Origin of the sequence: Spectribacter acetivorans (assembly GCF_031846305.1) — a bacterium.
GTDB classification, from domain to species: Bacteria; Pseudomonadota; Gammaproteobacteria; order Nevskiales; family Salinisphaeraceae; genus Spectribacter; species Spectribacter acetivorans.
In genome coordinates, this window is the sequence record NZ_JAVRHY010000021.1 from 1 (window position 1) to 25,340 (window position 25,340).

Sequence of the window (25,340 nt, forward strand, 5' to 3'; positions counted from 1 at the left end):
CTGTTTGTGAACCGTACCCCGGAAGCGCTTCTTTGGTGACTTTCTTGTCGCCACAAGAAAGACACCCGGCCCGCGTCAGCGGGGCGGAATCTTCTTCTCTAATGCGATTGCGATTCGGAAAGCCTACCAACGCAACGAATGGCGCCCTACGGACTAGTGTACCGGCTCGCGGTAGGGCCGCATTCATGCGGCCATCCCGATTCGGCACCCGTGGCGCAATGCCACGTCTTAGGCGGGATAAATCCCGCTCTAAGGCAACAACGACCCCGGCCACTGCCCCTTCTGCCAAAGCGAAAACCCATCCATCGCCAGCGCAATACTCATGTGCACGAACGCCCCCGGCCAGATCGACCCCGCCCGCAGCGACAGAATGCCCAGCAGAATGCCGAAGGCCACCGCCCCGGCGGCCTCCGGCCAGGGCTTGGTGAAGTGGATCATCAGATACGGCAGGCTCATCAGGAAAATGGCTGACGCGCCGTAGACCCGGGCCAGCGCGTGCAGCAGAAAGCCCCGGAAGAAGAATTCCAGGCACACGAACTGCAGCAGATAGACGCATTCCCAGGCCAGCAGATCCAGCCAGCTGCGTCCGGCCAGCACATAGAACGGATAGGTGTGCTGGAACTCGGTGGTGAAGCTCACCACAAAGGCGAAGCCCACGATCGGCGTGGCCAACGCGGCCGCCCAGGGCAGATACCGGGTGGTGTCATGCCAGCCGATGCCGTAATCGGCCAGCCGGTGGCCCAGCACCCACCGGATCACCGCCAGCGGAATCAGCACATACCCGACCAGCAGCACGCCGGCCCACCAGACATTGCCCAGCAACTGGCCCCAGGTGCTACGCAACAGCCGGAGAGCCTCAAGCCGCCCGAGCCAGGCCTCGAGTACACCCTGGAACACCTCGTAGAACCGCAGGTAATTCATGCCCAGCAGACAGACCGCGACGGTCAGCAACACCGGCGCCAGGGCGCGCCAGTTGGCAATCTCGGTCGATCGCCAATCACGGTCGATCGCATCCATGGCGGCCGCCAGCCGGCGGGGATGGAACCGGGCCATCCAGTCAGTCAATGCCGTATACCTCTCGGGGTGACGCGGCACCAACGTGCCGGATGACGGATTGTTCTACCGAACGCGGGTGGTACCCGTATGACGGCAAGCGCAAACCACGCGGGTTGCAGCCGACCCGAAGTGCGGCTTCAACGGGCCAGCCCGTGACCGATAGCCACGCCGGCCAGACACAGCAGCACCGAAGCCACCACATAAGCCGCGGCCGGCAGCATCGCCCCCTCGCGAATCAGGGTCAGGGTTTGCAGGGAAAAGGCGGAAAACGTGGTGAAACCGCCCAGCACGCCCACCATCAGGAACAACCGCAGCGAATCATCAAGCCAGGCCTGTTCGGTCACCCCCGCCAGCCAGCCGATCGCGGCAGAGCCCAGCAGGTTCACCAGCAGCGTGCCCCAGGGAAACGCGCTGTCCAGACGCTGATCCACCAGTCCGACGCAGGCATAGCGGGCCACGCCGCCCAGGGCACTGCCCAGCGCCACCATCAACCAGTTCATGTCCTGAGCCCACTCAGCCGAAACAATCGAAATCCCCCACTAATAGCTCGGATAACGTCCGAACCCCGTTGATCATAGCAACGGTTGGTTGCCTGCCGGGGGCACAAGCATTAGCCTTGCTGACTTTCCACGGTAGCGGTGCATACGCCGCTGCCGTCTTTCGTTGCAGCGTACGCCTGATCTGCAGGGGAATTAACCGCATGGATTTTCGCGCCGAGCTACGGCAGCGGCTGGGGCTCGACACAGTCGAATATCGGCACAATCTGTCCCGCCCGGAACTTTTCCGGGCCGCCTTGGACAATGATCGCGGCCGCATCCGCCCGGACGGTCCGGACGACGAGCCCAAGGCCTGGGCCACGGCGCTCGGCGTGGACGGCCCGCTGGTGTTCTATTCCGACCCCTCCTGCACCGGCCGCCCGGTGGCCGACACCTTCGCCGTGGCCTGGCCCGAGGTGGAGGACAAGCTGTGGTGGAAGGCCGATCTGCAGCGCTTCGACCCCGATCACTTCGGCCCGCTGCTCGAACGCGTGGTGGCGCACCTGAACCGGCGGCAGTCGACGCTGTTCGTGCAGGACGTCACCTGCGGCTGGGATCCGGCCTACGCCGTGCCCTACCGCTTCGTCGGCGAGTACGCCACCCACGCGCTGTTCGCCCAGAACATGTTCGCCAGCGGCGTGGAAGGCGTGACCAACGCCGCCGACAAGCGCTGGACCATGCTCAACGTGCCCAGCTTCCATTGCGACCCGGACCGCGACGGCACCCTGAGCCAGCGCGCGGTCATCATGGACATCCGCAACCGCATCGGGCTGGTGCTGGGCCGCGCGGATTACTGCGGCATCGTCAAGAAGACCATGTTCACGGTGATGAACTACCTGCTGCCGGAAATCGACGAACTGTCGATGCACTGCTCTGCCAACGTGGGCGACCACGACGACGTGGCGGTGTTGTTCGGTCTGTCCGGCACCGGCAAGACCACGCTGTCGGCCGACCCGCGCCGCCAGCTGATCGGCGACGACGAGCACGCCTGGACCGCCGACGGCGTGTCCAACTTCGAGGGCGGCTGCTACGCCAAGCTGATCGATCTGGACAAGGAGGCCGAGCCGGTGATTGCCGCGGCCCTGTCCATGCCCGGCACGCTGATCGAGAACGTCCCGGCCCTGCCCGGCAAACCGCTGGCCGAAACCGACCCGCAGGAGCTTGACCTCACCGACAATTCGATCACCGAAAACACCCGCTTTTCCTACCCGCTGGACGCCAACCCCAATGTTGCCGAGGGTGCGCGCGGCGGGCACCCGGAAACCATCGTGCTGCTGACCGCCGATGCCTTCGGGGTGCTGCCGCCGATCTCGCTGCTGGACGCCGAGGACGTGATGTATCACTTCGTGTCCGGCTTCACCGCCAAGCTGGCCGGCACCGAAGTCGGCGTCACCGAACCACAGGCGGCGTTCTCAGCCTGCTACGGCTCGCCGTTCATGGCGCGCAAGCCGCCGGTTTACGCCGACATCCTCGCTCGCAAGATGAAGAGCCACAAGGCCCGCTGCGTGCTGCTGAACACCGGCTGGTCGGGCGGGCCCTACGGCCAGGGCAAGCGCATCTCGATCAGGCACACGCGAGCGCTGCTCAACGCCGCGCTGGCCGGCGAACTGGATAACGTGGCAACCGATACCCACGACATCTTCGGCCTGCGCATGCCCCGCAGCTGCCCGGGCGTGCCGGCCGAAATCCTGGACCCCCGCCAAACCTGGGCCGACAAGGCCGCCTACGACGCCCAGGCCCGCGAACTGCGCGACATGTTCCGGCAGAACTTCACTGACAAGGGCTTCGATCAGCTCGGCATTCAGCCGGCGATGTAGCGCCTCCCATACGGCACCGTGGCCATTCGCAACACCCGCCACTCGTGGAGGTCAAAGAACTGATAAAACGTATCGAGGAAGATGGCTGGGAGCGGGTACGCATGAAGGGCAGTCATCGCCAGTTCAGACATCCGGTAAAGGGCGGGACCGTCACCATCGCCGGTAAACCGAGTGTTGATGTTCCGCCCGGCACCGCGAACAATGTCCTGAAGCAGGCAGGTCTCAAGCGTTAGGTGGCGGAAATGAAGTATATGGTTGTCATTGAAGAAGGCCCCACCAGCTGGGGAGCGTACGTCCCGGACCTACCCGGCTGCGTTGCCGCGGGGGAAAGTCGCGAAGAAGTATTGGCACTGATCCACGAAGCCATCGAATTCCATCTCGAGAGCGTCAGGCAAGAAGGCGAGCCGGTTCCGGTTCCGCATTCGAGCAGCGAGTTCATCGAAGTTACGGCGGCATGACTGAGGCGTTCATGCGCAGGCGATAGCAATGACGCAACGCAAGCAATTGAAATATATCCATGAAGGACAGTATGTCGCCGAAGTTTATGTAGAACTGATCGAAGACGAGACAGGTTGGTCTCCCTACCTCAGCCTTGAAGACGCCTATAAGCTTGACGATGTCAGGGACTCGCTTCGCCGCGGAAACCTGGAATCAGCGGCGAAACACGGACGCATTTACGAACTGCATCCAGTCGCCATTTGATAATCGCATGACAGCCCCTCGAGGCGCTGCCACGTGCGCGGCGGTGCTGCTCGCCGCCAATCCGGTGCGGGACGTTGCCGACAAAAGCCCGAGGTAGTGCCGGTGCGTTAAACTTCCGCGAAAACCGGTTCGACTGCCCCGGGAGACAAACACATTGCTGTTCCGACTGGTCATTCTCGTCGCGCTCGTGCTGGTGGGCTGGTATCTGTTCCGCAAGCTGACCGCGCCGACGCAGACACCGCCCGACAACAGCCGCAGCCGCGGCGAGTACCGCCCGATGGTGGCCTGCGAGCGCTGTGGCGTGCATGTGCCGGCGGATCAGGCCCTGACCCGTGGCGGCGCCAGCTACTGCTGCCGCGACCACCTGCCCGACGACCGCTGAACCCGCGCCCATCCGCCGGCCCGGCAACGCGAACGACCCGTTCCGCGTGAGCACCAACCCAGCCATCACCCCGCCCTTCGTCGATCAGGACTGGCGCGCCATGCGCGCGCTCAACCTCTACCGCTGGGTGGTGGCGGTGGGCGCGGCGGTGCTGTACCTCAACGACGGCACGGTCACCCTGTTCTCGGTGATGTGGCCGGCGCTGTTCGCCTTTGCCAGCGTCGCCTATCTGCTGCTGTGCATCCCGTCGGCATTGGCCGCCTATCGGCGCTGGCCGTCGCTGAGCACGCAGGTCTATCTGCTGATCGGCACCGACATCGCGTTCGTGGTGGCCCTGGTACTGGCCAGCGGCGGGGTTCGCGACGGCCTGGCGGTGCTGCTGATCGCCCCCCTTGCGGGTGCCAGCATGCTGGTTCAGCCACGCATGGCGATGCTGTTCGCGGCCGTGGCCAGCCTAAGCCTGCTGGGCGAAGAGGGCTGGCGCTACCTGCGCTATGCCGACGGATCGGCCGCCTGGGTGCAGACCGGCATTCTCGGCGCGCTGTTCTTCCTGACCGCGCTGACCGCCAGCGGCCTCGCCCGCCAGGCCCGCACCAGCGCGGCGCTGGCCGCGGCCCGCAAGTCGGAACTGGATGATCTTTCCGCCCTGAACGAACGCATCATCCAGCAGATGACCATCGGCCTGCTGGTGATCGACGAAAATCGCTGCGTGCGCCTGATCAACCGGGCCGGCCGCGACATGCTGGGCATCGACAACGGCGCCATCGGCCAGCGACTGGCCAGCGTCATGCCCGCCCTGTCCTGGGCGATGCAGGCCTGGCTGCTCTCACCCGGCCGGGCTGCCGACCCGGTCAGCGCAGGTGACCACAGCGTTATTCCCCACTTCAGCCGACTGGGCGCCGGCGAGGCGTCACCGGTCCTCATATTTCTCGAGGACGCCCGACGGGTCAGCGAGGCCGCCCAGCAGATCAAGCTGGCCGCCCTGGGCCGGCTGACCGCCAGCATCGCCCACGAAATCCGCAATCCGCTGTCCGCCATCAACCACGCCGGACAGTTGCTGGACGAATCCGACCGGCTGGACCCGGACGACCGCAAGCTGCTGGACATCGTCCACCGCCACACCCAGCGTATCGACGCCATCGTGCAGAGCGTGCTCGGCCTGTCGCGCCGGGGCCAGGCCCTGCCCGCGCGACTGGACCTTGCGGCGTGGCTGCCCCGCGCCATCCACGACTACCAGCAGAGTCAGGACACCCCGGCGGATATCCGCCTGGTCGATCTGCCGGCCAGTCTCGACATCCAGGTGGACGCCGATCAGCTACGCCGGATTGTCTACAATCTGCTGGAAAACGCCGAGCGGCATGCGCGGCGCGAGGACGCGCCGCTGATCATCCGCCTCGCCGCCGGCCGCACCGACGCTGGCGAGGTGTGGCTGGATGTCGCCGACAACGGTCCCGGCATGCCGGATCACGTGGCCGAGCATCTGATGGAACCCTTTTTCACCACCGACAGCAACGGCACCGGGCTCGGGCTCTACGTCACCCGGGAGCTGTGCGAAAGCAACTTCGCCCGCATCAGCGTGGCCCAGGTCCGGCCCGGTGCGCGCTTTCGCATCCTGTTCGCGCGGCCGGACCTGCTGGGCCCGGCGCTTTCATCCCCGCCGCAGGTTGAGGCCAACGGATGAGCACTGCAGAGGAATCCCGCCAACGGGTGCTGGTGGTCGATGACGAGGCCGACATCCGCGAGCTGATCGAGATCACCCTCGGCCGGATGGGGCTGGATACGATCGCCGCTGCCGACCTCAGCCAGGCTCGAGACGCCCTGGTCGATCAGCCGGTCGACCTGTGCCTGACCGACATGCGCCTGCCCGACGGCAACGGCCTGGATCTGATCCATCACATCGAGGCGCAGTATCCGGCGCTGCCGGTGGCCGTAATCACCGCCTACGGCAACACCGAAGCCGCGGTGGATAGCCTCAAGGCCGGAGCGTTCGATTTCGTGTCCAAGCCGGTGGACGTGCACAAGCTGCGGCGGCTGGTGGACCAGGCCCTGAAGATCGGCCAGCCCGTGACCGCAGCCCCGGCCAACCGCCGCAACGGGGAGTCGCCCCGACTGCTGGGCGACACCCCCGCCATGCAGCGCCTGCGCCAGACCATCGCCAAGCTCGCCCGCAGTCAGGCCCCGGTGTACATCACCGGCGAATCCGGCACCGGTAAGGAACTGGTGGCCCGCACCATTCACGCCCAGGGCCCGCGGGCGGCCATGCCGTTCGTGCCGGTCAACTGCGGGGCCATTCCCACGGAACTGATGGAGTCGGAATTCTTCGGCCACGTGAAGGGCGCATTCACCGGCGCCGCCCGCGACAAGGACGGCCTGTTCGTGGCCGCCGAGGGCGGCACCCTGTTCCTGGACGAAATCGCCGACCTGCCCCGGCCCATGCAGGTCAAGCTGCTGCGGGCCATCCAGGAACGGGCGGTGCGGCCGGTCGGCGCCGAAACCGAGATTCCCGTGGACGTGCGCATCATCTCCGCCACCCATCGTGATCTGGCCACGCTGGTTACCAAAGGAGACTTCCGCGAAGACCTTTACTTCCGCCTGAACGTGATCGAGGTCCACGTGCCGCCCCTGCGCGAACGCGCCGCCGACATTCCGGAGCTGGCCGACTGCATTCTCGCCGGGCTGGCGTCGCATCTCGGCCTGGATCCGACGCCGTCCCTGGCCGCGTCCGCCCGCGACGCGCTTCAGGCCCACGACTTCCCCGGGAACGTGCGCGAGCTGGAGAATATTCTGGAACGTGCCGTCACCCTCTGTGACGATGCCGACATCGGCGTCGAGTACCTGCGGCTGCAATCCCCGCTGGCGCGGCCGGATGAAAACACGGCGCCACCAACAGCGGAAACGCGGCCCGCCGGGGTCGAGCCACTGGAAAACCGGCTGGAACACATCGAGCGTCAAAGCATTATCCAGGCCCTGGAAGCCACTCGTTACAACAAGACTCGGGCGGCCGAGAAGCTGGGCATCAGTTTCCGGGCGCTGCGGTATCGGCTGAAGAAGCTGGGGATCGATTAAGCGCCTGTCGGCGCAATGCCGAACTCGGGTGACGCAAACTGACGCCACACGTCACATTGTGACGTCCATGGCCAGGTTAACGCGTAGGAACTATCTGACACAAAAAGAAAAAGCCCGATTTGCCGCAATTACGCCGGGTCTCGTATTCAGGCATGGCCCTTGCTGACGATAACCTCGAGGACGTTATTTCAAGCTGAACGTCTCGACACGTTTCAAGACACGCAAGGAGTTTTCAATGGTCAAGACCATGCAAAAGCAACAGGGCTTCACGCTCATCGAACTGATGATCGTGGTGGCCATCATCGGCATTCTGGCAGCGATTGCTATTCCGGCTTATCAGGATTACATCGTACGTTCCAAGGTGACGGAGGGTCTTTCCTTGGCCTCCTCTGCAAAGGCCGCCGTTTCGGAAACCGCACAATCTTCAGGCGATCTAGCCGGCCTCACGCAAGCCGGAACTGGCTGGGATTCTCCGGGTGCAACGGACTATGTCGATTCGGTAGCCATCAATGACGGCGGCACAGTTGCGATTGATTACACCGACGAAGTTGAGAATATCCAGTTGTCGCTTGTTCCCACTGAACAGGCAAATGGCGAAATCACCTGGGCCTGCCAAGCTGACTCCGCTGACAACTTCAAGTACCTGCCGCAGGAGTGCCGCACCACCGGCGGAAGCTAAGTACCTAAGACGTCGGAGGATAAACTTGGCGAAAGCCGCATAAATTTCAGTGCACAATAATTGGGGAGGCTCTTGCCTCCCCTTTTATTTACGATGAATAATATTCAAAAATACGAACAAAACGGCACCTACCAAATATTATTGCCAAGTACTCTCGCAAGGCCTTAGGCACTAGGACTTATCTAGGAAACTCAACCGTGCGGGAAAATCCCACGCCATCTCGATTGCTGCGTTGTTATATCGCGTTCTTCTTTGCTGCATGGTCGCTTGAGGCGATTTATACCTTGGCACGCCTTTACACCGGCTATCTGAGCGACGCGAAAACAGCGCTGCCGCTCGGCCAACTCTTCAGCGACGGTGTGGTCGTTCTGGCCGTCATACGATTCGCCGCCACGGTGCTGGCCCTTTATCTATTTGTAGGGCTAGTAGCTGCCTGGGCACACGGTAAAGCGTTGCAAAATCTTAGCGACAACCGGCGCCGCCTCGTAGCGGTGCTTTTTGTTCTTGCTTCGATGGCCACCATGCATTGGTGGAACTCGGTTCTCCACCCGTATTCCATGCTGAGCGCGCACTACCTCTTCTCATCACCAATGGCCTGGCCCGCTTTGCTGGGGGCTGTCGCCGCTCAGTGCGTCGTGGCGGCAATACTGTTGCTCGCACTCGTAAAAACGGTTGCAGCGCATCCACGGCTCGCCGGCGCCGTACCCATGGTGGCCGGCGCAGCATTAGTGGCCGCCGCTTCGGTTGGCGGCGCCCCCACCAAGAGCGCGGCGCAACCCGACAAACCGAATATCATCCTGATCGGAATCGACTCGCTTCGCGCGGACGTGCTCGACGCATCAAGCAACATCGCCATGCCGAGGCTGCGAGAGTTCATGTCGGAGTCGGTCCGCTTCGACAATGCCTTCACCCCGCTGGCTCGCACGTTTCCGGCCTGGGTGAGCATTCTCACCGGCGAGTCACCGGAACAGAACGGCGCCATCTTCAACCTTATGCCGCCGGATGCGGTGGCCTCGGATCGAAGCCTCGCGCATGAGCTACGGGCCCACGGCTACCACACCGTTCTGGCCACCGACGAACGCCGCTTCAGCAACATTGACGAAAGCTACGGCTTCGATCAGATCATCGGGCCTCGCATGGGCGTGGCGGACTTCCTGCTAGGCACCGCCAATGACTTTGCCCTCAGCAATCTGGTTCTCGAGACCCCGATTGGCCGCTACCTGTTTCCCTACAACTACGGCAATCGCGCGGCGGCTGTCACTTATGACCCGGATCAATTCGAACATCTTCTATCGACGGGGCTGAACAGGCATCCGGGAAAGCCGCTGTTCCTGGCCGCGCATTTCTGTCTGGCGCATTGGCCATACCATTGGCGCAAGAATCCCGCGTCGGATAACAAAGATCCGGACATGCCGGTATCGTTGGAGAACTATCGCCTTGCTTTGGAAGCAGTCGATGCGCAACTCGGTCACCTGCTGGACCGACTCGAGCGCACCGGGGTACTCAACAACGCCCTGGTCATCGTCCTATCGGATCATGGAGAGAGTTTCTCCACCGACAGTCATGGACAAATCGCATACCGGCCGGGCGGGGCCGAAGAGCCGCTTCGCGTGCCCCCGGGTCACGGTACTTTCGTACTGAGCGAAGCCCAGTATCGCGTAGTGCTGGGATTGCGTGGATACGGCGATATCCAGCTTGGCAGTTCCCGGCGGCAAGCACCCGTGCTACTAACCGATATCAAACCGACCGTTCTGAATCTGTTGAAAATCGATGAGAATCCGTCGACCGGGACGCTTACCGCAGATACACCCGACCAGAACCGCATATTGCTATGGGAAAGTGGTTACTCACCGTCGGACATCACCGCCATCAGCATGCAGATGGATGACCTGCTCGCAGACACGCTGCATCTATACCGTATTGCCCCGGCCGGACGGCTGTCGCTAAAGCCTCAGTATCTGGACGATCTCAAGCGTCGCAAGCAATATGCGGCTTACCACCGCGGCTGGGTCGCGGGGGCCGTACCCAACGACGGCGACTATGAGCTCTACTTCACGGAGTTCCAACACGACGCAAAAACTTACCAAGCACCCACGGCATCCACGCAGAAGGTGCTACGGCAGGCGTTGTGCGCTCGTCTCGCTCGCGACGACCAATCAAACCGCAAAGCGGTATGCGGTGACGACGACCAATCATCCCTGGCGCGTGCGCCACAATGAATCATGTGACTAGTACCGCTGACGACACCGCGCGGGAAGAGCGCGGCCCCGTCCTGTCGATCGTGGTGCCGGTTCTCAATGAAGAGAAGGCTATTGAACCATTCCTGGATCGCACGGTGGCCAGCCTGGAAGCTACGGCAAAGCTGCACCCGTCGGTCTGCAACAGTTACGAAATCGTCTTCGTCGACGACGGCAGCACCGACGCGACTGTCGCCGCTGTCATCGCGGCGCGACAACGCTTCGGCGACATTCGGCTGGTCATGCTTTCTCGGAGTTTTGGCAAGGATGCCGCGTTATCTGCCGGGCTGGAGTTTGCCCGCGGCGCGGCCGTGATACCGATCGACGTGGATCTTCAGGATCCACCTGAGTTGTTCTCTTCACTCGTCGGCAAATGGCTGGACGGTGCGAAGGTGGTCAACGCCATTCGCCGGGATCGGAAGCGCGAGAGCTTCGGCAAACGGTTCACGGCCGCCGCCTTCTATCGCGCTTACAACATTCTGGCCGAACGCCCGATCCCGCGCGAGGCCGGCGACTTCCGGCTGCTGGATCGTGATGTCGTGGATACCCTCAAGAGACTGCCCGAGCGCATTCGCTTCATGAAGGGGCTCGTCTCGTGGGCGGGTTTTCCGGCATCCGAGGTCTACTATGATCGGGACGAGCGCGTAAGCGGGCGATCTCGATGGCGTTTCTGGCAACTCTGGAACTTTGCTCTCGACGGCATTACCAGTTCGACCACGACACCGCTGCGAATCTGGACCTACTTCGGCGGCGCAATGGCTTTTCTCGCATTCGGCTATGCGCTGTTCATCGTGAGCACCACACTACTGCTCGGCCGCGCGACGCCGGGTTATGCGTCACTCATAACGGTGGTCTTGATCCTAGGTGGCCTTAACCTGGTGGCACTCGGGATTCTCGGCGAATACATAGGTCGAATATTCAACGAGGTAAAGGGACGGCCGCTCTATGTGGTCTCGTCCACCGTCGGATTCGACGATATTCGCCAGCCGTCTACGGATGTGACCTGATGCAGGAATCAGCACTGCAGGAGATGTCCGAGAATGAGGCTGGTCACTGGTGGTTCCGTGCGCGCCGCGCCATTATTAGCCAGCTGATAGCGCGTCTGATAGGGCTGAAGAGGCAAGTTAGGTTATTGGAGGTCGGGTGTGGAACCGGAGGAAACCTCTCGATGCTGCGGGAATTCGGCCAATTGGAGGCTATCGAGCCAAACGATTTCGCGCGGTCCTACGCAAGTCGCCTTAGCGGCCTGAGGATAGAGTCCGGAGGCCTACCCGGTGATCTCCCGGTGCCTGACAACACGTATGACATCGTCGGTTTGTTCGATGTTCTTGAACATGTAGAGAATGACCTAGACGCACTCCTGGCTGTTAATCGAAAGCTAAGTGCTGATGGCCATTTGGTCATTACAGTACCAGCCTACCAATGGCTCTGGAGCAATCACGACCAGACGCACCACCACTACCGACGCTATACGATCGCGCGACTTAAGCGAGTCATTCAGCAGGCTGATCTCGAGATCGAGCAGATTGGCTACTTCAATACGTTGCTATTCCCCATTGCCGCACTGCAAAGATTGCTCGTACGCATGTGCCGGCGACCATTGGCTACGGACGGTAATGTTCCGGCATGGCTAAACGCCGTCCTGTTTCGCGTATTCGCCACCGAGCGGCACCTGATTTCCCGATTGCCAATGCCATTCGGTCTATCGGTATTTGCGGTCGCCCGAAAAAGACGATGAGGCCACACAGCCTGACGCTGAGCCGTTTCTTGGGCGTCGGCGTAGTGGCAACGCTAGCTCACGTCTCAATCGCTGGCATTGTGCACTACGCCTCATCAGGCAATCCTTTCGTCGCGAACATATCCGGATTCACCGGAGCTGCCGCGATCACCTATCTTGGAAATTTCTACTGGACCTTCGGCCACGAGGCCGATCATGGGTCCGCGATAGCACGGTTCTTCGGGCTGGCGATCCTTTCATTGCTTGCGTCAACTGCAATCATAGCCTTCGCTCACGAGCGCCTAGGCCTTCCGTTTGTTTTCAGCCTCATATTAGTCGGAGCAATAGTTCCAATAACCAATTACCTGCTTTCAAGGTACTGGGTGTTTCAAACCATCGAATCAACTGCACGGCCAAGCGATTATATCGAGCTAGCTTTTATTATTTCGGTGCTTGGGATGTCGGTATGGGCATGCGGAAGCACCATATTGAATCACGACACCAGCTGGTATCTAATCGCAACCAACCGCTGGTTAGATGGCGCCCGCCTCTATGAAGATATCATCGAGGTAAATCCGCCCCTCGCGTTTTACTTGACGGCACCCGCCGTCTGGGTAGCAAACAAAGTTCCCGTGCTACGGCCCGAGATGTCATTTAGCCTGTTCGTAGGTGCCCTGGGACTCGTCTCGCTCATCTGGGCTCGCGAACTTCTACGACGCTCTCTGCCATCCGGCCGCGCTAAAACCGCAATGATTGGCGCCGCGGTCGTAGCACTGTTTGTTGTTCCGGTGCCGGTGTTCGGTCAACGCGAACACCTCATGGTTATCTTGGTTCTGCCGTACGTGCTGCTCGCTGCTTTCCAACCACCGACATCAAGCAGCCATCGCATCGCGATCGGCCTTTTCGCCGCACTGGGTCTGGCGCTTAAACCATACTTCCTCGCGCTGCCGCTATTGATTGCTCTGACACGCGTCTTTCAGACAAGACGTATCGGGAGCGCTTTCACACCTGAACATTTCGCTATCGCTGTTGCATGTCTAGCCTATGTGCTCGCCATTTTCTGGCTGCACCCCGAGTATCCAGGAATAATCGTGCCAATGGCTCGCGCCGTTTACGGGGATTACCGAGTCCCACTACATGAATTATTGGTTGAACCCGCAATGCTGGGAATGTTGTTGCTAGCAAGCGCTTATCTGGCAACCAATATTACTGATTATAAAGCACATTCTGCCGCACAGACTCTCTTAGTTGTAGTGCTTAGTGGAGGGGTTTTTTACCTCCTCCAAGCTAAGGGGTGGTTTTATCAGCGCATGCCAATCCACGCATTCCTATGCCTAGCCGGAATGTGGCTATTGATTCAGAGCCGGCATTACAGGCGGCGGCCAGCGATCGCGCATTACGCTGTTTTAATGTTGTTGGCCAGTGCAACGCTTTGGCCCGTCGTTAGCGGTCGCTATAACTCCTCGGCCACTGCCAACTTCAGCTCTTTTCTGCACCAAATTAAAGACGAGAGAAGCTTTATCTTCCTGACTAGTCAGGTATCCCTGACGTTCCCCATGGCGAACGCTCAGGATGCAACACCAACTAGCCGCTATTCAGCTCTATGGCTGATCCCGGGCAGCATCAATCGCCTAGAAAGCGAACCACTTGCCGAAAGCACGCGGAAGCGTGTTTCTGAGATTCTTGAGTTCGCACGCCAAAGCACAGTCGAAGATTTCTTGGCCGGTGACCCGAAAACAGTGTTCATCGACGTGCGAGAGAACAAACCCTACTTCGACAGATCACTGACTTTTGACTACCTCTCCTTTTTCATGAAGGATCAGCGGTTCGCAACCCAGTGGCGTCGCTATAAGTTGATCTTTCAAAGTCCCCATTTCGAAGTTTGGCAAAGAAACAAATCTTCCGACAAAACCACATCTAGGGTGATCAGTTTGGCTAATCAGTCCAGCTAACCGGGCGAGCAGAAACTCGTTTCGCATTGGGCGGCTTGACAGATGTAAGACATCTTCGTCTGCGAGAATTAGCGTGCCGACAATCGATGGGCGCGTCGCAAGAAGGCTTTCGACGAAATAATCCACTGCCAGTAGACAGCCTCCCCGAACAGGCGCTGATTACCCGTGACTAACCGAAGATCGTCCCTCACGACGTGAGGCTCCCAATTCTCGCGACGGCGCGGGGAATCCGCCCAAAGAAAAAGCCCGCCGGATGGCCGGCGGGCTTTGTTGTGGCAGCTAGAACTTCGACCGAATCATTCGCCGCCGACGGTGATGTCGTCGCGAATTGACTCCAGCGTCTTTTCGCCGATGCCGTCGACCTGCATGACCTCGGCCTTGGTCTCGAAATCGCCCTCTGCCTCGCGCTGATCGATAATGCCCTGTGCGAGCACATCGCCAACGCCATTGAGCGTTGTCAGCTCCGACTTGCTGGCAGTATTGATGTTCACGGCAGCCGTAGCCGCAACCGCGAACAGGCTCAGAACGGTGACGAGAAACAGTTTGATTGGTTTCATCCCCCGATCTCCTCTATATCGCGTGAATTGAGTTTGTAAATATCGGAATTACTCCGATGATTCGAGCCTATCGAAACCGTTTTGGGGAATGCAACCAGGCCATTGGCTAACTCGGATTCAGCTCGAAACGGGGGGATTTCCCGGGATCGGCGATGCAAACTCCGACGCCGGACCCGTTACCGGCGATATGCCAGCGTGAGGCCGTCGGCGATCGGCACCATGGCGATATCCACCCGGTCGTCCGCCGCGATGTGTCGGTTGGCGGCACGGATGGCTTCGGTGGATTCATCGTCGCAGTTGTCGTCGGCAACACGGCCGTCCCACAGGGTGTTGTCCAGCATGATCAGGCCACCGGGGCGGACCAGGGCCATGCAGCGCTCGTAGTAGTCGATGGTGCCCATCTTGTCGGCGTCGATGAAGGCGAAGTCGTAACTGGCCAGATGGCCGGCGCGGACTTCGGCATCCAGGGTTTCCAGGGCGGGGGCAATGCGCAGGTCGACAATATCGGCCACCCCGGCCCGGGCCCAGTAGGTCTGGCCGATGGCGGTGGTGTCGGAGTTGATGTCGCAGGCCAGCAAGTGACCGTCACGGGGCAGTGCCTCGGCCATGCACAGGGCGCTGTAACCGGTATAGACGCCGATCTCGATGCCGCGGCGGGCACCTATCAGGCGCAACAGCAGGGCCATGAGCTGCCCCTGTTCGGGGGCGATCTGCATGTTGGCATCGCTGCGCTGGCGGGTTTCGGCGCGCAGCGCGGCTGCCAGCGCCGATTCCCGCAGGCCGTTGGTGCAGAGATAGTCGTGCAGGGCCGGCGTCAATCCGATGCTGCGTTGAGACATGGCATTCTCCCGAGGTCACAATCCGGCCCACAGCCTGCCCGCGTGGCCGGGCGACGTCACCACCGCCGCCGCCGCGCTTCGCAGTCATCTGACGGGGCCGAGCCCAGCCGGAGCATCCGCCGATGCCGACTTCCGCCCTGCTGATACAGCTTACCGATCTCCACCTGCTGGCCGATCCGGCCGAGGCGCTTGGGGGCTGCCACAACCAGGCGGCGCTGGATGCGGTGCTGATGGATGTGCGCCAGCGCTACCCCGCGCCGGACGGGGTGGTGCTGAGCGGGGATCTGGTCCACGACGAAACGCCTGCGGGTTACCAGCGGCTGGCGCGACAGTTCGCCAACCTTCCCTGCCCCGTCTGGGCCATTCCCGGCAATCATGACGACCCGGCTGCCATAAAACGGCATCTGACCGGTATCGGGCTGCGTGGGCCGGTGCCGATCGGTGACTGGCAACTCCATCTGCTGGATTCGCGCATCGCGGGTTCGCCGGCCGGCCGGCTGGGTCAGCGCCAGATGGCCGCCCTGCTGGATGCCCTCGACCGGTCAACCGACACGCCCGCGCTGGTCGCCTGCCACCACCCGGCCGGCCCGGTAGGCGCGGAGTGGCTGGATGCGATGCGACTGGCCGATGGCGATGCGCTGCTGTCGGCACTCGCCGCCCGACCACAGGTCCGCGCCCTGATCGGCGGCCATGTGCATCACAGTAGCGACCGGTGCGTGCTGGGCTGTCGTCAGATCACCACCCCCGCGGTAACCCGGCAGTTTCGTCCGCGCAGCGAACGTCCGGTGATGGACCATGCCGGCGCGCCGGGCTACCGCGCGTTCCGGCTGGGTGGAAATGGCCACCTGAAAACCCGGGTTCATCGGGTTCCCGCGGCCCGCGCGGCGCTGCGCGGCGATTCCGCCTGTGGATGAAATTGGGGATAAGTCTCGACGGGCTCGATGATCCGCGGGATTCCGGCGATTGGGCTTGAACGCCCAATCTCTGCAGAATCGGAAAATATTATTTTATTTCAGCGAGTTCGCTTATTCGCCGCGCATGCCTCTCGATGCACTGCAGCAAAAATCGCCCCCTTGTGTCCAGCCGATGGAATGTGCATAACCGTTGATCGATTCGCGGACAGGGCGAATCGTCAGCCAGAGATTCGATGAATTAGACCAGCTAACTGACTGATCGTGAACAGGTCGATCGGGTAGTTCACAGAAGCTGTGGATAACTTTGTGGACACAGTTGGGAAGACACGCCGAAGTGGGCGTTTTACCGGGGGTTCCGCCTAAGCGGCGAAATTGTAACCACAGGTTCACAGGGTATTAAAATCAATCAGTTACGGCCTGTACAGGCGATCCGCCGAAACCTGGACAGACAAGCCGGCTGCAACGGTCAGCCGCTGTGCATAATTGCGCGGCCCGCTGCTATGATCGAGCCATGACCGCGCCCCCGAATGTCCTCGTCCTGTCCGGGCACGATCCCAGCGGCGGTGCGGGTTTTCAGGCTGATCTGGAAGCGATCGGCGCGCTGGGCGCGCATCCGGCCGGCGTGCTGACCGCCCTGACCCGCCAGGACACGCGTGACGCCTACGAGGTCTGGCCGGTTCCCGACGAGCGCTTCGCCGCCATGCTGGACACCCTCACCGCGGACATGCCGTTCGCCGCCATCAAGGTGGGGCTGCTGGGCAGTCCCGACCAGGCCCGCAGCATCGCCGACTTCCAACAGGCCCGGCCGGCCATACCGCTGGTGGTCGACCCGGTTCTGCGCGCCGGCGGCGGCGGTCAATTGGCGGCGGACCCGGTGGCGCGGGCACTGATCGACGTGCTGCTGCCCACAGCCACCCTGAGCACCCCCAACGCGGGCGAGGCGCGCCTGCTGTGCCCGGACGCGGCCGATCTGGACGACTGCGGCCGGCAACTGTCGCGGGGACACGAAGGCTGGGTGCTGATCACCGGCGGCGACGAGCCCGGCGATACCGTCGTCAACTCGCTGTTCCACGACGGCGAACCGGTCCGGCGCTTCCACTGGCCGCGGCAGCCGCATCGTTTCCACGGCTCCGGCTGCACTCTGGCGGCGGCGGCCGCCGCCCGCCTGGCCGCCGGCGATGACGTCCCCGCCGCGGTGGCCGCGGCGCAGCAATACGTGGCGGATGCGCTGGCGGCCGGTTTCATGCCGGGCGGCGGCCAGATGATCCCGGGCCGCCTGCCCCGCCGCGGGCCTTGACCGTGCTGGCCGGTGGCGGCGTCTACGCGCTGCTCGATCTGGATACCATCGCCCCGGATCGGGCGCTGTTCATGGCCCGCGATGTGCTGGCGGCCGGCATCGGCCTGCTGCAACTGCGCGACAAGCGCCGGCGCACCGACGCCGCCTGGCGTACCAAGCTGGGCGAAAGCTGCCGGGCGCACCGGGTGCCGTTGCTGATCAACGACGACCTGAGCGCAGCGCGGCAGGCCGACGGCATTCATCTGGGCCTGGGTGACACGCCGATTGTAGAGGCCCGCAAGACGCTGGGCCCGGACGCGCTGATCGGCGCCACCTGCCACGACAGTCTGGATCATGCCGCGCGGGCCGACGATCAGGGGGCCGATTACCTGAGCTTCGGGCGCTTCTTCGTGTCGCAGACCAAGCCCCATGCGCCGCCGGCCGACCCAGCCGTGCTGACTCGGGCCCGGGCGCGTTTCGACCGGCCGATTGTGGCCATCGGCGGCATCAATCCGGACAATGGCGGCGAACTGGTGGCCGCGGGTGCCCACTGGTTGTGCGTGGGCCACGCCCTATTCGCCAGCGCCGATCCGGCCGCCACGGTGCGCCAACTGCGCGCCCTGTTTCCAACCGACTGAAGGACCAACTTCATGCCAAGTTCCAGCGACCTGTTCGATGCCGCCCGCCGCGTGATCCCGGGCGGCGTGAACTCGCCGGTGCGGGCGTTCAGCTCGGTGGGCGGCACGCCGCCGTTCATCGACCGGGCCGAGGGGGCCTGGCTGTTCGACGTGGACGGCAACCGCTACGTCGATTATGTCGGCTCCTGGGGGCCGATGATTCTGGGCCACGCCCACCCGGATGTGGTGAAGGCGGTGCAGGCGCAGGCGGCCAGGAGCCTGTCCTTCGGCGCCCCCTGCGAACTCGAGATCCGGCTGGCCGAAAAGATCTGCGAACTGGTGCCGTCGATCGAGGCGGTGCGCATGGTCAATTCCGGCACCGAGGCGGCCATGACCGCCCTGCGGCTGGCCCGCGGCCACACCGGCCGGGACAAGGTGATCAAGTTCGCCGGCAACTATCACGGCCATGTGGATGCGCTGCTGGTCAAACCCGGCTCCGGGTCGCTGACACTCGGCCTGCCGGCGTCACCCGGCATCCCGGCCGGCGTCACCGCGGACACCCTCACCGCCGAATACAACGACCTGGACTCGGTGGCCGCGATCTTCGAGGCCAATCCAGAGGACGTTGCCTGCGTGATGGTGGAGCCGGTGGCCGGCAACATGAACTGCGTGCCGCCCGTCGACGGCTTCCTGGAAGGCCTGCGCGAGCTGTGCGACCGCTACGGCGCCTTGCTGGTGTTCGACGAGGTGATGACCGGCTTTCGCGTGTCGCTGGGCGGTGCCCAGGGCCATTTCGGCGTCACCCCGGACGTGACTGCCCTGGGCAAGATCGTGGGTGGCGGCATGCCGGTCGGCGCGGTGGGTGGCCCCCGCGCGGTGATGGACGGCCTGGCCCCGACCGGGGCGATCTATCAGGCCGGTACGCTGTCGGGCAATCCGCTGGGCATGGCCGCCGGGCTGGCCACCCTCACCGCGATCTCGGCCGAGGGCTTCCATGACCGGGTGGCCGACACCACCCGCCGTCTGTGCGAAGGCCTGGAGGCCGCCGCCCGCCGGCACGGCGTGCCGCTGACCACCCAGCAGGCGGGCGCGATGTTCGGCATCTTCTTTACTGACCAGCGCCCGATCACCCGGTTCGAGCACGTGGCCGCCTGCAATGCCGAGGCATTCAAGGCATTTTTCCACGCCATGCTCCGGCGCGGCGTGTATCTGGCGCCTTCGGCATTCGAGGCCGGCTTCGTATCGGCCGCCCACGGCGCGGTGGAACTGGACGCCACGCTGGAAGCGGCCGACGCGGCGTTTGCCGAACTGGCCGCCTGATACCATTCGTTCGCCTTCCGTTTCCCGAGCCCATCGCTAGTTCCATGGCCAACGCCGATCCCGTCCGTTCAATCCGCCAGCCCGGGTTTCTCACCCGGATGCGGGCCCGCCTCAACCGGGGCGATTCCTGGCTGACCTACGACCTGCGCAACCTGCTGCCGGGCGAGACGGTGGACCAGGACGCCATCGACGAACTGGAAACCCAGCTGCTGCTAGCGGACCTCGGCGTGGCCGCCACCGCGCAGGTGGTGGATCGGCTGCAGACGATGTTCGACGGCGGCAGGCTGCGCACCCGCCGGGACGTGGGCGAGGCCCTGCACGAGCACCTGGGCACCCTCCTGGCCTCGGCCGACGAGCCGCTGACCATTCCCGATCACACCCGGCCGTTCGTGATCCTCATGGTCGGCGTCAACGGCGCGGGCAAGACCACCACGATCGGCAAACTGGCGCAGAAGTTCCGCGACCAGGGGCTATCGGTGATGCTGGCGGCCGGCGACACCTTCCGCGCCGCGGCGGTGGAGCAGTTGCAGGAATGGGGCCGGCGGGTGGACGTGCCGGTGATCGCCCAGGCCACCGGCTCGGACCCGGCGTCAGTGGTGTTCGACGCCTTTTCCGCCGCCAAGGCCCGCGGTACCGACGTGCTGATCGCCGACACCGCCGGCCGGCTGCATACGCAGAACAACCTCATGGAGGAGCTGCGCAAGATCAAGCGCGTGCTGGGCAAGCTGGACGAGTACGCCCCGCACGAGATCATGCTGGTGGTGGACGCCACCGCCGGCGGCAATGCGCTGCAGCAGGCGGTGGCCTTTCACGACGCCATGGGGCTGACCGGCCTGACCCTGACCAAGCTGGACGGCAGCGCCCACGGCGGCATCGTGTTCGCCATCGCCCAGCGGCTGGCCCTGCCGATCCGTTTCGTGGGAGTCGGCGAGAGCGTGGAGGACCTGGGACCCTTCAATGCCGGCGAGTTCATGGAGGCGCTGTTCGATGGCCGGGGCGCGTGACTCGGGACTCGGGACTCGGGACTCGGGACTCGGGACTCGGTCGCAGGCTGACTTGAAACGGTGACTACCCACAAATCGACTTACCAAGCATCCATCACGTGAAACCTTGAACATCGTCGAATTCCATCAGGTGGCCAAGCGCTACCCCGGCGGGCAGATCGCGCTGGAAGGCGTGGACCTCAGTCTCGGCCGCCAGGAAATGGCGTTCCTGACCGGCCATTCCGGCGCCGGCAAGTCCACCCTGCTCAAGCTGATCGGCCTGATCGAGCGGCCCACCCATGGTCAGGTGATCGTCAACGGCAAGAATCTGGCCCGCATCGGCCGCGCCGGCGTGCCGCGCTACCGCCAGCGGGTGGGGCTGATCTTTCAGGACTACAACCTGCTGTTCGACCGCACCGTGTTCGACAACGTGGCCCTGCCGCTGGTGATCCGGGGCATGCGCCATGCCGACATCGTGCGGCGGACGCGCGCGGCGCTGGATACCGTCGGCCTGCTCTCCCACGAACGCAAACGGCCGATCACGCTGAGCGGCGGCGAGCAGCAGCGGGTGGGTATTGCCCGGGCGGTGGTGGGCCGGCCGCATCTGATCCTGGCCGACGAGCCCACCGGTAATCTCGACCCGGCCCTGTCGGCCGAAATCATGCGTCTGTTCGCCCGCCTCAACGAGGCCGGCACCAGCGTGCTGATCGCCACCCACGACATCGCGCTGGTGGAATCGCTGGGCTACCGGCGCATCGCCCTGGATCACGGCCGGGTGGCTGCCTGAGATGGCCCGCGACAAGCGCGAAACCCAGCTCGCCCCGACCCGGCTGGCGCAGCAGCACGCCCGGGACCTGATCGACAGCCTGGGGCGGCTCTACCGTACCCCCGTGGCCAGCCTGCTCACCGCCTGCGTGATCGGCATCACCCTGGCCCTGCCCGGCGGTCTGCGGCTGCTGCTGACCCAGCTCGACGCCCTGTCCTATCAGTGGCAGGACACGGTGCAGGCCTCGCTGTTCCTGAAAGGCGATGTTGACGCCGAACAGGGCCGGGCGCTGGCCACCAGTCTGGCCGAACGCAAAGACATCGCCGGCACCCGCTTCATCTCCCGCGAGGAGGCACTGGCGGAGTTCCGCCAGCTGTCCGGCTTCGGCGAGGCCATCGACGCCATGGCGGATAATCCGCTGCCGGCGGTCATCACCCTGCAGCCCTCGCCGAATCTCGACGCCGACGGCGTCAGCGGGCTGATCGAGGCCCTGGGTGAACGTCCGGAAGTGGATCAGGCCCGGCTGGATCAGGCCTGGCTGAAACGGCTCTATGCGGTACTCGACGTGGCCCGGCGGGCGGTGGGGCTGATCGCGGTGCTGCTGGCCTTTGCGGTGGTATTCATCGTGGGCAACACCATCCGGCTGGACATCGAGAACCGGCGCGAGGAAATCGCCATCATGAAGCTGCTGGGGGCCCCGGACGGCTTCGTGCGCCGGCCGTTTCTCTACAGCGGTTTCTGGTACGGGTTCGGCGGCGGCCTGCTGGCCTGGCTGCTGCTGTCGATCTGCCTGCTGGCCCTGTCCGGCCCGGTGGAGCGGCTGGTGAGCCTGTATGGCAACGACGCCGGCATGGCCTGGCTGAGCTGGCGGGAAAGCGGTTTCCTGATCCTCAGCGGGGTGTTGCTGGGCTGGCTGGGCTCGGCCTGGACGGTGGGCCGTCACCTGCGTGCCATCGAGCCACGATAGGCTCGACAAATACCCATCATTCAAATTGCAAATCAATCGCTTGCGGGATGGTGCGGCGCGGAACTCCCCCGGGCGGCCGCGGTCTCAAGCAGTGGAGATTTCGGGCGTTAACTGCTATATTCAGGGCATCAGGAAAAGTCCCTTACGGAGGCTTTGAAAACATCATGACAACTGCCAACGCAATCAAACTGCACAGCCAGCGACTGCCGGCGCCGCAATCCGGCAGCCTCGGGGCCTATGTCCAGGCGGTGTCCGGCATTCCGGTGCTGGACATGGACGAGGAACAGCGTCTGGCGCGCCGCCTGCGCGACGACAGCGATCTCGAGGCGGCCCAGACGCTGGTGCTGTCCAACCTGCGCTTCGTGGTTCACGTGGCCCGCGGCTACGCCGGCTATGGCCTGCCGCTGGGTGATCTTATCCAGGAAGGCAACGTGGGCCTGATGAAGGCGGTCAAGCGCTTCGACCCGGACGTGGGCGTACGGCTGATCTCCTTCGCCGTGCACTGGATCCGGGCCGAGATTCACGAATTCATCCTGCGCAACTGGCGCATCGTCAAGGTGGCCACCACCAAGGCCCAGCGCAAGCTGTTCTTCAACCTGCGCAGCGCCAAGAAGCGGCTCGGCTGGCTCAACGACAAGGAGGTCAAGGCCGTGGCCGACGACCTCGGCGTCAAGCCCGAGACGGTGCTGCAGATGGAACGCCGACTGTCCGGCAGCGATGTGTCCTACAACGCGCTGCCCACCGCGGGCGACGACGAGAACGTGTACTCGCCCGAGGACTATCTGGCCACCGGCGAGGAATATGATCCCGCCGCCGGGGTCGAGAACGGCGACTGGGAAAGCCACCAGCACGGCAATCTGTCGCGGGCCCTGACCACGCTGGATGATCGTAGCCGCGACATCCTCAACAGCCGCTGGCTCAACGAGGATGGCAAGACCGGCCTGGCCGAACTGGGCCAGAAGTACGGCGTGTCCGCCGAGCGTATCCGGCAGCTGGAAAACAGCGCGATTCAGAAACTGCGGAAGGCCATGGTCCCGGCCTGACCCGCGCACAGCACCCCTACCCGTGATCGGGCCGGCGCCTTGCGTCGGCCCGATTTTTATTGTCCGACCCGAGTTCCCAACCGTCATGAGTGACCACGTCCGCAATATCGCCATCGTCGCCCACGTCGACCACGGCAAGACCACGCTGGTGGACAAGCTGCTGCGCGCCAGCGGCACCCTGGAGGGCCGCGGCGCGGAAACCGAGCGGGTGATGGACTCCAACGCGCTGGAACAGGAGCGCGGCATCACCATCCTGTCGAAGAACACCGCCATCGACTGGAACGGCTACCGGATCAACATCGTCGATACCCCCGGCCATGCCGATTTCGGCGGCGAAGTCGAGCGGGTGCTGTCGATGGTGGACGCGGTCCTGCTGCTGGTGGACGCGGTGGACGGCCCCATGCCGCAGACGCGGTTCGTGACCAGCAAAGCCTTCGCGCTGGGCCTGAAACCGATCGTGGTGATCAACAAGATCGACCGCCCCGGCGCCCGGCCGGACTGGGTGCTCAACGAGACCTTCGATCTGTTCGACCGCCTCGGCGCCAGCGACGAACAGCTGGATTTCGTGACCGTCTACGCCTCGGCCCTGCAGGGCTATGCCGGCCTCGACCCCGACGTGCGCAGTGGCGACATGGAGCCGCTGTTCGAAACCATCGTCAACCGGGTACAGCCGCCTGAAGTGATCGCCGAGGGCGCGTTCCAGATGCAGGTTTCCTCGCTCGACTACGACCGCTACAAGGGCGTGATCGGCACCGGCCGGGTGCGCCGCGGGCAGATCACCTCGAACAGCCCGGTGACCGTGCTCAATCGCGACGGCAAGCCCCGTCAGGGCCGGATCCTGCAGATCTTCGGCTTCCTCGGGCTCGACCGGGTGGAGGTCGAGCAGGCCAGTGCGGGCGACATCGTCGCCGTCACCGGCATCGAGGACCTGGGCATTTCCGAAACCCTGTGCGACCCGGAAGTGCCGGAAACCCTGCCGACGCTGTCGGTGGACGAACCGACCATGAGCATGACCTTCGGGGTGAACAAGTCGCCGTTCGCCGGCAAGGAAGGCAAGTACCTCACCAGCCGGCAGATCCGCGAGCGCCTGGAACGGGAGCTCAAGACCAACGTGGCCCTGCGGGTGGAAGCCACCGAGGACCCGGACCGTTTCCGGGTATCCGGGCGGGGCCTGCTGCACCTGGGCATCTTGCTGGAGAACATGCGCCGCGAGGGCTATGAACTGGCGATCTCGCGGCCACAGGTGATCGTGCGGGAGGTCGACGGCCAGTTGCAGGAGCCCTGGGAAGAAGTGGTGGCCGACGTGGAGTCCGACGACCAGGGCACCGTGATCCAGATGCTGGCCGAGCGCGGCGGCAAGATGCAGTCCATGAATCCGGACGGCCGCGGCCGTGTGCGGCTGCTCTACCACATGCCGGCCCGCGGGCTGATCGGCTTCGCCACGGCATTTGCCTCGGCCACTTCCGGCACAGGCCTGCTCTACCACGTGTTCGACCACTACGGGCCGCGCGTGGAGGACGCCGTCGCCGAACGCATCAACGGCGTGCTGATCGCCAACGCCACCGGCAAGGCCCTGGCCTACGCCCTGTTCAACCTGCAGGAGCGCGGCCGGCTGTTCGTGGGCTCGGGCGAGGAGGTCTACGAAGGCATGGTGGTGGGTATCCACAACCGCGACAACGACCTGACCGTGAACGCCCTCAAGGGCAAGCAGCTGACGAACGTGCGCGCGTCCGGCAAGGACGACGCCCTGAACCTGTCGCCGCCGATCCGCCTCAGCCTGGAACAGGCGCTGGAGTTCATCAACGAGGATGAACTGGTGGAAATCACCCCGGCGGCAATCCGGCTGCGCAAGTCCGGGCTGACCGAGACCGACCGCAAGCGCGCCTCCCGCGCTTGATCGAGGCAGGGATCATC

Annotated in this window: 25 protein-coding genes; 21 read left to right on the plus strand and 4 right to left on the minus strand. The window is 63.7% G+C overall.

Annotated features, from left to right (window positions below; translation table 11 throughout):
• Positions 1 to 249 precede the first annotated feature (249 nt).
• Positions 250 to 1,065, minus strand: a complete 816-nt coding sequence (locus RM531_RS15020; RefSeq protein WP_311660439.1) for a CPBP family intramembrane glutamic endopeptidase — start codon at positions 1,063 to 1,065, stop codon at positions 250 to 252.
• A 128-nt stretch (positions 1,066 to 1,193) separates the two neighbouring features.
• Positions 1,194 to 1,556 carry a fluoride efflux transporter CrcB gene (gene crcB, locus RM531_RS15025; protein ID WP_311660441.1) on the minus strand — a complete coding sequence of 121 codons (363 nt, stop codon included), beginning with the start codon at positions 1,554 to 1,556 and terminating at the stop codon, positions 1,194 to 1,196.
• A 200-nt stretch (positions 1,557 to 1,756) separates the two neighbouring features.
• Here crcB and RM531_RS15030 point away from each other — a divergent pair, with 200 nt between their 5' ends.
• The 12 genes from RM531_RS15030 to RM531_RS15085 all read left to right on the plus strand — a co-directional run bounded on the left by RM531_RS15030 (position 1,757) and on the right by RM531_RS15085 (position 14,144).
• A complete protein-coding gene (locus RM531_RS15030; protein ID WP_311660443.1) occupies positions 1,757 to 3,409 on the plus strand; it encodes a phosphoenolpyruvate carboxykinase (ATP) in 1,653 nt (550 codons plus the stop codon).
• A 44-nt stretch (positions 3,410 to 3,453) separates the two neighbouring features.
• Positions 3,454 to 3,642 carry a type II toxin-antitoxin system HicA family toxin gene (locus RM531_RS15035; protein ID WP_311660445.1) on the plus strand — a complete coding sequence of 63 codons (189 nt, stop codon included), beginning with the start codon at positions 3,454 to 3,456 and terminating at the stop codon, positions 3,640 to 3,642.
• Between the two features lie 9 nt (positions 3,643 to 3,651).
• Complete coding sequence (locus tag RM531_RS15040; protein ID WP_311660447.1) at positions 3,652 to 3,867, plus strand: type II toxin-antitoxin system HicB family antitoxin; 216 nt, start codon at positions 3,652 to 3,654, stop codon at positions 3,865 to 3,867.
• A 28-nt stretch (positions 3,868 to 3,895) separates the two neighbouring features.
• A complete protein-coding gene (locus RM531_RS15045) occupies positions 3,896 to 4,111 on the plus strand; it encodes a hypothetical protein (protein WP_311652043.1) in 216 nt (71 codons plus the stop codon).
• Between the two features lie 154 nt (positions 4,112 to 4,265).
• On the plus strand, positions 4,266 to 4,493 hold the full coding sequence (locus tag RM531_RS15050; RefSeq protein WP_311652041.1) for a PP0621 family protein: 228 nt from the start codon (positions 4,266 to 4,268) through the stop codon (positions 4,491 to 4,493).
• Positions 4,494 to 4,539: 46 nt separating this feature from the next.
• Positions 4,540 to 6,174 (plus strand): sensor histidine kinase, encoded by a 1,635-nt coding sequence (locus RM531_RS15055; protein ID WP_311660449.1) that lies wholly within the window; start codon positions 4,540 to 4,542, stop codon positions 6,172 to 6,174.
• The gene (locus RM531_RS15060; protein WP_311660451.1) at positions 6,171 to 7,559 is read left to right on the plus strand and encodes a sigma-54-dependent transcriptional regulator; all 1,389 of its coding nucleotides are present in this window, start codon (positions 6,171 to 6,173) and stop codon (positions 7,557 to 7,559) included. The genes RM531_RS15055 and RM531_RS15060 overlap by 4 nt, the downstream gene beginning before the upstream one ends.
• A gap of 247 nt (positions 7,560 to 7,806) precedes the next feature.
• Positions 7,807 to 8,238, plus strand: a complete 432-nt coding sequence (locus tag RM531_RS15065) for a pilin (RefSeq protein WP_349255456.1) — start codon at positions 7,807 to 7,809, stop codon at positions 8,236 to 8,238.
• 197 nt (positions 8,239 to 8,435) lie between these two features.
• The gene (locus RM531_RS15070; protein WP_311660455.1) at positions 8,436 to 10,457 is read left to right on the plus strand and encodes a sulfatase-like hydrolase/transferase; all 2,022 of its coding nucleotides are present in this window, start codon (positions 8,436 to 8,438) and stop codon (positions 10,455 to 10,457) included.
• Positions 10,454 to 11,482 (plus strand): glycosyltransferase family 2 protein, encoded by a 1,029-nt coding sequence (locus RM531_RS15075; RefSeq protein WP_311660458.1) that lies wholly within the window; start codon positions 10,454 to 10,456, stop codon positions 11,480 to 11,482. Before RM531_RS15070 ends, RM531_RS15075 begins: the two co-directional genes overlap by 4 nt.
• On the plus strand, positions 11,482 to 12,213 hold the full coding sequence (locus RM531_RS15080) for a class I SAM-dependent methyltransferase (protein ID WP_311660459.1): 732 nt from the start codon (positions 11,482 to 11,484) through the stop codon (positions 12,211 to 12,213). Before RM531_RS15075 ends, RM531_RS15080 begins: the two co-directional genes overlap by 1 nt.
• Positions 12,210 to 14,144, plus strand: coding sequence for a GtrA family protein (locus RM531_RS15085; RefSeq protein WP_311660461.1), 1,935 nt, complete (start codon positions 12,210 to 12,212; stop codon positions 14,142 to 14,144). The genes RM531_RS15080 and RM531_RS15085 overlap by 4 nt, the downstream gene beginning before the upstream one ends.
• A 296-nt stretch (positions 14,145 to 14,440) precedes the next feature.
• Here the strand turns inward: RM531_RS15085 and RM531_RS15090 are convergent, their stop codons facing one another.
• On the minus strand, positions 14,441 to 14,701 hold the full coding sequence (locus tag RM531_RS15090; protein WP_311660463.1) for a ComEA family DNA-binding protein: 261 nt from the start codon (positions 14,699 to 14,701) through the stop codon (positions 14,441 to 14,443).
• Between the two features lie 176 nt (positions 14,702 to 14,877).
• Positions 14,878 to 15,540 carry a class I SAM-dependent methyltransferase gene (locus tag RM531_RS15095; protein ID WP_311660465.1) on the minus strand — a complete coding sequence of 221 codons (663 nt, stop codon included), beginning with the start codon at positions 15,538 to 15,540 and terminating at the stop codon, positions 14,878 to 14,880.
• Between the two features lie 122 nt (positions 15,541 to 15,662).
• Here RM531_RS15095 and RM531_RS15100 point away from each other — a divergent pair, with 122 nt between their 5' ends.
• The 9 genes from RM531_RS15100 (at position 15,663) to typA (ending at position 25,323) form a co-directional block, all read left to right on the plus strand.
• On the plus strand, positions 15,663 to 16,454 hold the full coding sequence (locus RM531_RS15100) for a metallophosphoesterase (protein ID WP_311660466.1): 792 nt from the start codon (positions 15,663 to 15,665) through the stop codon (positions 16,452 to 16,454).
• Between the two features lie 511 nt (positions 16,455 to 16,965).
• Positions 16,966 to 17,751 carry a bifunctional hydroxymethylpyrimidine kinase/phosphomethylpyrimidine kinase gene (thiD, locus tag RM531_RS15105; RefSeq protein ID WP_311660468.1) on the plus strand — a complete coding sequence of 262 codons (786 nt, stop codon included), beginning with the start codon at positions 16,966 to 16,968 and terminating at the stop codon, positions 17,749 to 17,751.
• 2 nt (positions 17,752 to 17,753) lie between these two features.
• Entirely contained in the window at positions 17,754 to 18,368 is a 615-nt protein-coding gene (locus RM531_RS15110; protein WP_311660493.1) for a thiamine phosphate synthase, read from the plus strand.
• 12 nt (positions 18,369 to 18,380) lie between these two features.
• Positions 18,381 to 19,667 carry a glutamate-1-semialdehyde 2,1-aminomutase gene (gene hemL / locus RM531_RS15115; RefSeq protein WP_311660469.1) on the plus strand — a complete coding sequence of 429 codons (1,287 nt, stop codon included), beginning with the start codon at positions 18,381 to 18,383 and terminating at the stop codon, positions 19,665 to 19,667.
• 44 nt (positions 19,668 to 19,711) lie between these two features.
• Entirely contained in the window at positions 19,712 to 20,671 is a 960-nt protein-coding gene (gene ftsY, locus RM531_RS15120) for a signal recognition particle-docking protein FtsY (protein WP_311660470.1), read from the plus strand.
• A 112-nt stretch (positions 20,672 to 20,783) separates the two neighbouring features.
• The gene (gene ftsE, locus RM531_RS15125; RefSeq protein WP_311660494.1) at positions 20,784 to 21,437 is read left to right on the plus strand and encodes a cell division ATP-binding protein FtsE; all 654 of its coding nucleotides are present in this window, start codon (positions 20,784 to 20,786) and stop codon (positions 21,435 to 21,437) included.
• 1 nt (position 21,438) lies between these two features.
• Positions 21,439 to 22,383, plus strand: coding sequence for a permease-like cell division protein FtsX (ftsX, locus tag RM531_RS15130; protein WP_311660471.1), 945 nt, complete (start codon positions 21,439 to 21,441; stop codon positions 22,381 to 22,383).
• A gap of 164 nt (positions 22,384 to 22,547) precedes the next feature.
• A complete protein-coding gene (gene rpoH, locus RM531_RS15135) occupies positions 22,548 to 23,426 on the plus strand; it encodes an RNA polymerase sigma factor RpoH (RefSeq protein ID WP_311660473.1) in 879 nt (292 codons plus the stop codon).
• Positions 23,427 to 23,511: 85 nt separating this feature from the next.
• Positions 23,512 to 25,323, plus strand: a complete 1,812-nt coding sequence (gene typA, locus RM531_RS15140; protein ID WP_311660474.1) for a translational GTPase TypA — start codon at positions 23,512 to 23,514, stop codon at positions 25,321 to 25,323.
• Positions 25,324 to 25,340 lie beyond the last annotated feature (17 nt).

Excerpts from the sequence above, each read along its gene's own strand:
- rpoH (WP_311660473.1), top strand. The coding sequence starts at position 22,548 with ATGACAACTGCCAACGCAATCAAACTGCACAGCCAGCGACTGCCGGCG.
- RM531_RS15095 (WP_311660465.1), bottom strand. The coding sequence starts at position 15,540 with ATGTCTCAACGCAGCATCGGATTGACGCCGGCCCTGCACGACTATCTC.
- RM531_RS15075 (WP_311660458.1), top strand. The coding sequence starts at position 10,454 with ATGAATCATGTGACTAGTACCGCTGACGACACCGCGCGGGAAGAGCGC.
- RM531_RS15030 (WP_311660443.1), top strand. The coding sequence starts at position 1,757 with ATGGATTTTCGCGCCGAGCTACGGCAGCGGCTGGGGCTCGACACAGTC.
- RM531_RS15065 (WP_349255456.1), top strand. The coding sequence starts at position 7,807 with ATGCAAAAGCAACAGGGCTTCACGCTCATCGAACTGATGATCGTGGTG.
- crcB (WP_311660441.1), bottom strand. The coding sequence starts at position 1,556 with ATGAACTGGTTGATGGTGGCGCTGGGCAGTGCCCTGGGCGGCGTGGCC.
- ftsY (WP_311660470.1), top strand. The coding sequence starts at position 19,712 with ATGGCCAACGCCGATCCCGTCCGTTCAATCCGCCAGCCCGGGTTTCTC.
- RM531_RS15040 (WP_311660447.1), top strand. The coding sequence starts at position 3,652 with ATGAAGTATATGGTTGTCATTGAAGAAGGCCCCACCAGCTGGGGAGCG.
- RM531_RS15045 (WP_311652043.1), top strand. The coding sequence starts at position 3,896 with ATGACGCAACGCAAGCAATTGAAATATATCCATGAAGGACAGTATGTC.
- ftsX (WP_311660471.1), top strand. The coding sequence starts at position 21,439 with ATGGCCCGCGACAAGCGCGAAACCCAGCTCGCCCCGACCCGGCTGGCG.
- thiD (WP_311660468.1), top strand. The coding sequence starts at position 16,966 with ATGACCGCGCCCCCGAATGTCCTCGTCCTGTCCGGGCACGATCCCAGC.
- hemL (WP_311660469.1), top strand. The coding sequence starts at position 18,381 with ATGCCAAGTTCCAGCGACCTGTTCGATGCCGCCCGCCGCGTGATCCCG.
- RM531_RS15080 (WP_311660459.1), top strand. The coding sequence starts at position 11,482 with ATGCAGGAATCAGCACTGCAGGAGATGTCCGAGAATGAGGCTGGTCAC.
- RM531_RS15090 (WP_311660463.1), bottom strand. The coding sequence starts at position 14,701 with ATGAAACCAATCAAACTGTTTCTCGTCACCGTTCTGAGCCTGTTCGCG.
- RM531_RS15100 (WP_311660466.1), top strand. The coding sequence starts at position 15,663 with ATGCCGACTTCCGCCCTGCTGATACAGCTTACCGATCTCCACCTGCTG.
- RM531_RS15060 (WP_311660451.1), top strand. The coding sequence starts at position 6,171 with ATGAGCACTGCAGAGGAATCCCGCCAACGGGTGCTGGTGGTCGATGAC.
- typA (WP_311660474.1), top strand. The coding sequence starts at position 23,512 with ATGAGTGACCACGTCCGCAATATCGCCATCGTCGCCCACGTCGACCAC.
- RM531_RS15085 (WP_311660461.1), top strand. The coding sequence starts at position 12,210 with ATGAGGCCACACAGCCTGACGCTGAGCCGTTTCTTGGGCGTCGGCGTA.